Genomic DNA, 8,306 nt, shown 5'->3' with positions numbered 1-8,306 from the left:
GTCCAAGCGGGTTGAACAGGCCAAACGGAAGGCAGGACGGTTGTGGGCAGATGTGGTGCGTCAGAATCTACCGTGTCTGCAGCGGTCATCCGGGACGCCGATCCATCAAGCGTTGTCGGCGCTTCGGGATTTTGGTTGGGTGTAAAAAAATGGAATACAATATCATCACTTCAAGATGAGGGATGAGAGTCCAAAAGCGCTTACGATATCAATTCCTGAAAATGGTTCGCTAACTAGTGATTGACAACACCCGTAGTGAACCGAAAAAATGTTCTCCACAAAGTCTTGACTGACTCAACAATTATCACACGTTTGCACTCATAACGGACAAGCCCTATAATGAATGGTTAGAACAGCTTATGGACAGAAGGGAGATCATTATGGGGCTTTTTCTTTATTTATTGTTTATGATTGCGGTTGGCGCATTGATCGGAGGAATGACGAATTCACTCGCGATTAAAATGCTGTTTCGTCCGTATCGCCCAATATATATCGCAGGAAGAAGAATCCCATTTACACCGGGATTGATTCCGAAGCGGAGAGAAGAATTAGCGGAACAACTTGGGCGTATGGTCGTTGAACATTTATTAACAGCGGACGGACTGCGTCGGAAGCTAAACGATGAAGCGTTTGTTCGGGATATGACAAACTATGTGCAAGAAGAAATCGAACGTTGGCTACAATCGGATCGGACGGTTGCCGATTGGCTTGAGCGATTCGGTGTTAAGCATCCTGAGCAAATCGCTGAAATGTGGATTGAAACAAAATATAAAACGATGATGTCACAATATAGTGAACAACCGCTTTATCGCATGATTCCAAGTGAGTTATTACAAAAAATTGATCATGCCATTCCTTCCATCGCCGATCGTTTATTGTTTCGTTTGCGCACGTATGTAGAGAGTGAGCAAGGGGAGCGGCAAATTGAACAAATGATTAATGAATTTTTACAAAGCCGCGGCATGTTTGGGAATATGATTCAAATGTTCCTTGGCAACGTCAGCTTAGCGGACAAAATTCGCCCGGAAATCGTGAAATTTTTACAAAGTGACGGGGCAAAACAATTGCTTGTGCAACTATTTACAAACGAATGGGAAAAAGTGAAGGCGATACATGTGCAAGACGTGGAGCAAATGATCGGCCATGAAAAAATTGTGTTATGGATCAAGCGACTGACAGCAACGATCGTGCAAGAGCCGCTTCAACAGCCACTCGGTCCGCTTGTCGCTTCTCATGTGCGCGCTTCATTGCCGATATTCGTTCGTTTTCTTTTACAATTCACTTCTGAGCGAATTGAAAAATGGATGAAGCGTCTTCATTTGCAAGACATCGTTCGGGAAGAAGTGGCATCGTTTTCTGTGGAACGACTAGAGGAAATGATTTTAACAATTTCGCGCCGGGAGTTTAAAATGATTACGTATTTAGGAGCTTTGTTAGGTGGAGTCATCGGACTCATTCAAGGTTGCATTACGTTTTTCATTCAACAGTAGACATACAGCGACGGCTTCACTCATATCGTAAAAAGAGAGGGAAAAAGGAGAGGAGCGTGTCGCATGGACGTCCTTCAAACTATTCACGAACTTTCGACAGCGATTCGTATGAGTGAACCGTTTGCCGAGCTTCGTCGCGCTTATGAGCAAGTGCAACGCGACCCGACAGCACATCAATTATTTGCGAAATTTCGCACGTTGCAAAAACAGCTTCAACAAAAACAAATGAGCGGATTTCCGGTCAGCGATGCAGATGTCGAATTGTTGCAACAACATTTGCACGTCATTGAAATGAACGAAAATATCGCGCGGCTTATTCAGGCAGAGGAACGTTTAAACGAATTGTTTGCTCAAGCGATGGCTGCGATGATTCAACCAATTGAACAGCTATATGACGGACACTCATGAAAATGGGTGTTCTTTTTTTTATACCCTTGTCATACGTATGAATGAAGCCATGACATCAAGGGGGGACGATCATGTATAAATTGCTTGCGCTCAATATTGACGGTACGTTATTAAAATCAAACGGAAAATTAGAGAAAAAAACGAAAGAAGCGATCGATTTTGTGAAGAAAAAAGACGTATATGTTACGTTGTTGACGTCAAGAAACTTTTTGTCGGCCAAAAAAGTGGCGAAAGCGTTGAAATTAGATTCGTATTTAGTGACATTTCAAGGGGCGCTCGTTGCGAAGTCATTAGAAGAAAAGTTATATGAGTCGGTCATTCCAGCACAAAAAACGTTTGATATTGTGCATGTGCTTGAGCATTTCAATTGCAACGTTCGTTTACTTCATGAACGGTATTCGATCGGGAATCGAAAAAAAGTAAAAAACAATATGATCGCGAGAACGATTTTAGGGGATCCGTTTTTTTACCCAGCGCAATTTGTTGATTCATTAAGTGATGTGCTGCGCAATGATCCGATTGATGTCATGAAAATTGACGTCTTTTATTCAAACGAAGACGAATGTGATGAAATCGTCGAAACGATGGAACGTGCGTTTCCAGAGATCTCCCTCACCATGAGCGACGGGAAAATCGAATTGTTGCCAAAAAACGTTTCAAAACTAAACGGGCTCATTCGTCTCGGAAACGAACTCGGTATTTCGTTAAAAGAAATGGTTGTGATCGGCGATCATATGGATGATATGCCAGCCATTGAAGCGGCTGGTCTTGGCGTTGCGATGGGGAATGCGCCAAATGAAGTAAAAGCGGTTGCTGATTGGGTGACGCGCTCAAACGAGCAACTAGGTGTTGCTTATATGATTAAAGAACATTTTCGAAAACAACATCGCCCACAATTTTTACGGCAAATTCGCACGACAGAGAAAAAATGATTTCCGTTTCTTGACGAGCTTTTCGCTTCTTCTGTACACTTAAATGAGTTTAATACTTTGAAGCGAAAGGTGATTTCATTGCGTATTGACATTTGTGGGCTTGAGCCGGTTGATCGTTTTCAACGTTCTTTAGAGGTTATTACCGGTTTATTTTTTGAAGAGCAAACGCTCTCCTTCGCACGAACAGAAGAAGCGAATGTGCGTGTGACGATTCATGTGCAACAAGGAGAACAGCTCGTCGTTGTTGGTACGTTGCAAGATGAACATAGTCGCACGCATACGGCTCATTACGAACGGTTTTGGAAAACAGAAGAAGAAAAAGGACGCATGAAGCAAGTAAAACATGCGGTTTCGCATATATATTTATCACTATTGCAGCAATACACAGGCGTTGTGCAACAGTGGGGGATTTTAACAGGTGTTCGTCCGGTAAAGTTACTTCATCAAAAATTACGTTCCGGTTTCACGAAAGAAGAAGCGCATCGCACATTGCGTGAAGATTATTTAGTGACGGACGAGAAAATTGAGCTTATGCAACACATTGTTGATCGTCAGTTGACGGTTGTGCCGGATTTATACGATTTATCGAAAGAAGTGAGCATTTATATCGGTATTCCGTTTTGTCCAACGAAATGTGCGTATTGTACGTTCCCAGCCTATGCGATTCAAGGAAAACAAGGGTCTGTCGATTCGTTTTTATTCGGATTGCATTATGAAATGGAACAAATTGGACGGTTTCTGAAAGAGCGTAACATTCCAATTACGACGATTTATTACGGTGGCGGCACACCGACAAGCATTACAGCTGAGGAGATGGATGCGCTATATGCGCATATGTATCGCGTTTTTCCAAACATCGAGCGCGTGCGTGAAATTACAGTTGAAGCAGGAAGACCAGATACGATCACATCGGAGAAGCTAGCGGTGCTGAAAAAATGGAACATCGACCGCATTAGCATTAATCCGCAATCATACATTCAAGAAACGTTGCGAGCGATCGGTCGTCATCATACGGTTGAAGAGACGATTGAGAAATTTCATCTTGCTCGTGAAGCAGGCATGAACAATATTAATATGGATTTAATTATCGGTTTGCCAGGGGAAGGCGTTGAGCAATTTCATTATACGCTCGAACAAACAGAAAAATTGATGCCGGAATCGTTGACGGTGCATACGCTGTCGTTTAAGCGCGCTTCAGAAATGACGAAAAATAAAGAAAAGTATAAAGTCGCAGATCGTGATGAAATTAGTGAAATGATGAAGCGCGCGGAACGATGGACGAAGGAAAAAGGATATGTACCGTATTATTTATATCGCCAGAAAAACATTCTCGGCAATTTAGAAAACGTCGGTTATGCTTTGCCTGGTCAAGAAAGTATTTATAACATTATGATTATGGAAGAACAACAGTCGATTATCGGATTAGGATGTGGCGCATCGAGCAAATTCGTCCACCCGGAAACAAAAGCGATTACGCATTTTGCGAATCCGAAAGAACCGAAAGTGTATAACGAACATTATGAACATTATACGAACGAAAAATTGAAAATGATGGAACAATTATTTTAGCCCCGACATGATCGGGGCTTTATCGATGAAATAAAATAAGTTTACCGCTTGATGTTGTGCAACGATGCGTTTTATGTTCTAACTGTTTTTCTTTTAATTTTTGTTCGCCAATTCGTTTTGCTTCGTCATCGTTGGCGGCAGTAAATGTTTCATCAAGCAGTTTTTCTCCTGTCTTTTCAAAAACGGTTAACGTATATGTTTTCAATTTCTCCACCCCTTTCCTTTGCATGTATTCGCTCCTTCGTAATCATTTCCTTCTTTTATACGTCTATTTTTCCGATTGTTCGCATATGTGTAAAGTAAGACAAGCTTAAAGGGGGATATGTATGCTTATTACATTGCTTCTTGCTGGGATTATAATTAGCGGATATATGGCCATTCGCACGGCGAGAGAAGAGCGAAAAATAGATGAAATGTTGCTAGAGAAAGAAGGAGAAGTGTATATGGAGCGCATTCGTCAAGCGCGTCAGCAGCGACAAAAGGCCTTGGAATAACAAGGTCTTTTTTCTTTTTTAAAAATTCACAAAAATTTTTCTTCATTTTTTTGCGTTTCGTGTTAGGATATATATTATTACATGACATGAGGGGGAGAAAAGTGTGAAGCGAGCGTACAATTTTAATGCAGGACCGTCTGCTTTGCCGCTAGCAGTATTAGAGCGAGCACAAAAAGAATTGCTCAACTTTCAACAAACAGGCATGTCCGTGATGGAACTGAGCCATCGAAGCAAAGAATATGATGCGGTGCATGAGCGCGCAGAAATGTTGCTGCGCAAGTTGATGAACATTCCTGATACGCATGATGTGCTTTTTTTACAAGGGGGAGCAAGTTTACAATTTTCTATGGTGCCGATGAACTTGTTGAAGGAAGGGGAAGTCGGCAACTATGTGTTGACGGACTCATGGTCGGATAAAGCGATGAAAGAGGCAAAAAAAGTAGGGGCGACGCACGTAGCAGCTTCGTCGAAGGAGGAACAATATACATACATTCCAACAAATATCGAACTGTCCGAGCGTCCTGCGTATTTGCACATTACGTCAAACAATACGATTGTAGGAACGCAATGGCGTGAATTTCCGAACGTGTCCGTTGATTTAATTGCCGATATGTCAAGCGATATTTTAAGCCGTGATATTGATGTGAGCCGTTTTGCGCTCATTTATGCAGGAGCGCAAAAAAATTTAGGACCTTCAGGCGTGACGGTCGTCATTATTCGGAAAGATTTGTTGGCGAAAGGGGACGATCGTTTGCCGACGATGTTAAACTATCGAACGTATAGCGAAAGCCGTTCGTTATATAATACGCCACCGACGTTTGCGATTTATATGTTATCGCTCGTGCTTGAATGGGTAGATGAACAAGGTGGCGTGCAAGCGATCGAAAAGAAAAATGCGGAAAAAGCCGCGATATTATATCGTTGTATTGATGAAAGTGAAGGATTTTACAAAGGGCATGCAAAAAAAGAAAGCCGTTCGCATATGAATGTAACGTTTACGTTGCCGAATGAGGAACTTACAAAGAAGTTTTTAGCCGAAGCGAAAGAAAAAGGGTTAATTGGATTAGCTGGTCATCGGTCTGTCGGTGGATGTCGCGCATCGATTTATAATGCGGTTGACATCGAAGCGTGCGAAGCGTTAGTGCAGTTTATGGACACGTTCCGAAAAAATATTTTTTGAAAATTTTTATTTTACGTCGTCACTTTAAAGTGCTATAATATTGTTAAACTTGTTTACAAGCTTAGAAGAGAAAAGAATGAGATGAGGAGAGATGAGAAATGAATACGAGAACGTTAGTATTATTATCGCTTTTTGTTGGGATTGGTGCGGTGTTGCACGCAGTCATTCCGGGGTTCTTCTTTGGAATGAAGCCGGATATGATGCTCACGATGATGTTTTTAGGCATTATGCTCTTCCCAAACAAAACGGCTGTTAGTTTATTAGCTATTGCGACGGGGATCATTTCGGGGATTACGACAAGCTTCCCGGGAGGATTTATCCCGAACGTTGTTGACAAAGTGGTGACGGCTACACTCTTTTTTGGATTGTTGATGCTGTTTAAGACGAAAGCAACGCCAGTGAAAGCGGCATTGCTGACTGCTATCGGTACGTTTATTTCTGGTGCGACGTTCTTGGCTGTTGCTTTAGCGGTTGTCGGTTTGCCAGGAGGAGCGACGTTTAGCGGGTTGTTCGTTGCTGTCGTCATTCCAACAGCGTTTGTCAATACGATTGCGATGGTCGTCATTTATCCGATCGTACAATCGCTGATGAGACGAACATATACCGTTCCGCAACAATAATAAAAAGAACCCGATCGTTTATGGTCGGGTTTTCCTTATATCGTTCCTACTGCATGCGCAAGAGTAAAAAAGTCATAGCAATAAAAAAGAGAGCAAGGCTTCCGAATACACTCATGCGCTGCTTTAACACTTTTTTCGGGGGATACATGCGCGCTTTATTCAACATAGAAAATGTGGCAATCGTCAAATACAAAAAGATGAACCCAAGCGTCGCCGTCGCGATGACCATGTTTGTTCCTCCTAGTTCGAAAAGTCTATATTTTAATTTATTAAAAAATTCTAATATTTAATACTTTATTATTTATTGTTTTACTGGCATAATAAAAGATAAAAAGAAAGAAATATGAAAAAGTGGGTGGAGAGATGAAAAGCACGGAACGACATTATTCTGTTAAAGAGGCGATGTTATTTAGTCAAAGGGTTGCCCAATTAAGCAAAGCATTGTGGAAATCAATCGAAAAAGATTGGCAACAATGGATTAAACCATTTGACTTAAACATTAACGAACATCATATTTTATGGATCGCATACCATTTAAAAGGGGCATCGATTTCTGAAATCGCAAAGTTTGGTGTGATGCACGTATCAACGGCATTTAACTTTTCAAAAAAGTTAGAGGAGCGCGGTTTGTTGTCGTTTTCGAAAAAAGAAGACGATAAGCGAAATACGTACATTGAGCTGACGGAAAAAGGGGAAGATATTTTATTAAAATTAATGGAATCGTATGATCCGAAACGGACGTCCGTTCTTCAAGGAATTCAGCCGCTGTACGAATTGTACGGTAAATTTCCAGAAATGTTAGAAATGATGTGTATGATTCGAAATGTGTATGGGGACGATTTTATGGAAATTTTTGAACGTTCCTTTCAAAACATCGACCAAGAGTTTGTTGAGGAAAATGGAAAGTTAAAAAAGAAAGATGAGCAAAAAGAAGAAGTAGCTTCATTCGTTGAACGTATGTAATAAACGTTGAAACTCTGTCATAAGCGGAACGAATAATTGTTGTTTTTTTAACGCTTCGATCGTCTCAGCAAGTGGAAGGTTCGGATGAAGCGCACTCGCAAATTCGTGAAAAAGCGAGGTGAAAATGACGAATCCTTCCTCTTTTTGTTGTTTATATTGTTCACTTAATTGTTCACAAAGTCGCAATGTACGTTCAACTTCTTCTTTCGTTAATCCATGACGGATGATGAGCGCATAAAACGGCTTCGTTTCTGGTGCGATCATGTCCAACATGAGCGAACAATAATATTCGAGTTTTTCCATGCGTTGTTCGATGCTCATCTTTTGAAACTCCTTTTTTTTGCGTACTTGTGTGTATTATTTTACAGGAATTGTTGCATAAATGAAATGTCTGTTATTGATTTATCAAAAAAATCGTTGTAAAGTAGGGGAGTAATACATAAAACTAGGAGGGGAATGTTTTGGTGCTTTATTTTATACCCCTTGCGACAATTGTGCTTTTCATCATCAATCAGCTCACGAATTCACTTTGTATTCAAAAGGAAATTCCAGAAGAAAAACAACCGAAAGTGTTTCGCACAATTAACGTCCTTATTACGATCTTACTTATTTCTTCCTACATCGAAGTATTATTTGCGTAAAAAAGCTGA

The 8,306-nt window shown here is 41.0% G+C and carries 12 protein-coding genes and 1 pseudogene; 10 read left to right on the top strand and 3 right to left on the bottom strand.

Features of this window, described 5'->3' with window-relative positions:
- From LH47_RS14965 to LH47_RS00985, 5 genes and pseudogenes are all read left to right on the top strand, one after another.
- A pseudogene (locus tag LH47_RS14965) lies at window positions 1-145 on the top strand (UPF0236 family protein); the annotation flags it as partial.
- A gap of 235 nt (window positions 146-380) precedes the next feature.
- A complete protein-coding gene (locus LH47_RS01000) occupies window positions 381-1,490 on the top strand; it encodes a DUF445 domain-containing protein (protein WP_043963911.1) in 1,110 nt (369 codons plus the stop codon).
- A 63-nt stretch (window positions 1,491-1,553) separates the two neighbouring features.
- Entirely contained in the window at window positions 1,554-1,898 is a 345-nt protein-coding gene (locus LH47_RS00995) for a YlbF family regulator (RefSeq protein WP_043963909.1), read from the top strand.
- Between the two features lie 71 nt (window positions 1,899-1,969).
- A complete protein-coding gene (locus LH47_RS00990) occupies window positions 1,970-2,830 on the top strand; it encodes a Cof-type HAD-IIB family hydrolase (RefSeq protein ID WP_084221222.1) in 861 nt (286 codons plus the stop codon).
- Window positions 2,831-2,899: 69 nt separating this feature from the next.
- The gene (locus LH47_RS00985; RefSeq protein WP_043963930.1) at window positions 2,900-4,399 is read left to right on the top strand and encodes a coproporphyrinogen III oxidase; all 1,500 of its coding nucleotides are present in this window, start codon (window positions 2,900-2,902) and stop codon (window positions 4,397-4,399) included.
- A gap of 19 nt (window positions 4,400-4,418) precedes the next feature.
- Here the strand turns inward: LH47_RS00985 and LH47_RS00980 are convergent, their stop codons facing one another.
- Window positions 4,419-4,604 (bottom strand): YhzD family protein, encoded by a 186-nt coding sequence (locus LH47_RS00980; RefSeq protein WP_026011563.1) that lies wholly within the window; start codon window positions 4,602-4,604, stop codon window positions 4,419-4,421.
- Between the two features lie 121 nt (window positions 4,605-4,725).
- On the opposite strand from LH47_RS00980, the gene LH47_RS00975 reads away from it, so the two are divergent.
- The 3 genes from LH47_RS00975 (at window position 4,726) to LH47_RS00965 (ending at window position 6,693) form a co-directional block, all read left to right on the top strand.
- Window positions 4,726-4,893: a sporulation YhaL family protein gene (locus LH47_RS00975; protein WP_043963903.1), complete on the top strand. Its 168-nt coding sequence runs from the start codon at window positions 4,726-4,728 to the stop codon at window positions 4,891-4,893.
- Window positions 4,894-4,996: 103 nt separating this feature from the next.
- The gene (gene serC / locus LH47_RS00970; RefSeq protein WP_043963901.1) at window positions 4,997-6,073 is read left to right on the top strand and encodes a 3-phosphoserine/phosphohydroxythreonine transaminase; all 1,077 of its coding nucleotides are present in this window, start codon (window positions 4,997-4,999) and stop codon (window positions 6,071-6,073) included.
- A 98-nt stretch (window positions 6,074-6,171) separates the two neighbouring features.
- Complete coding sequence (locus LH47_RS00965; protein ID WP_043963899.1) at window positions 6,172-6,693, top strand: tryptophan transporter; 522 nt, start codon at window positions 6,172-6,174, stop codon at window positions 6,691-6,693.
- A 46-nt stretch (window positions 6,694-6,739) separates the two neighbouring features.
- Here the strand turns inward: LH47_RS00965 and LH47_RS00960 are convergent, their stop codons facing one another.
- Complete coding sequence (locus tag LH47_RS00960; RefSeq protein WP_042534583.1) at window positions 6,740-6,922, bottom strand: hypothetical protein; 183 nt, start codon at window positions 6,920-6,922, stop codon at window positions 6,740-6,742.
- A gap of 134 nt (window positions 6,923-7,056) precedes the next feature.
- On the opposite strand from LH47_RS00960, the gene LH47_RS00955 reads away from it, so the two are divergent.
- Window positions 7,057-7,656 (top strand): HTH-type transcriptional regulator Hpr, encoded by a 600-nt coding sequence (locus tag LH47_RS00955; RefSeq protein WP_200890836.1) that lies wholly within the window; start codon window positions 7,057-7,059, stop codon window positions 7,654-7,656.
- Here LH47_RS00955 and LH47_RS00950 read toward each other — a convergent pair.
- Complete coding sequence (locus tag LH47_RS00950; protein WP_043963894.1) at window positions 7,636-7,977, bottom strand: YhaI family protein; 342 nt, start codon at window positions 7,975-7,977, stop codon at window positions 7,636-7,638. The genes LH47_RS00955 and LH47_RS00950 overlap by 21 nt on opposite strands.
- 140 nt (window positions 7,978-8,117) lie before the next feature.
- Here LH47_RS00950 and LH47_RS00945 point away from each other — a divergent pair, with 140 nt between their 5' ends.
- A complete protein-coding gene (locus LH47_RS00945; RefSeq protein ID WP_043963892.1) occupies window positions 8,118-8,297 on the top strand; it encodes a hypothetical protein in 180 nt (59 codons plus the stop codon).
- Window positions 8,298-8,306 lie beyond the last annotated feature (9 nt).

The organism is Anoxybacillus thermarum, assembly GCF_000836725.1.
Lineage (GTDB): Bacteria > Bacillota > Bacilli > Bacillales > Anoxybacillaceae > Anoxybacillus > Anoxybacillus thermarum.
Note: the sequence above shows the minus strand (reverse complement) of the source record. Positions and strands in the feature narration are given on the sequence as shown.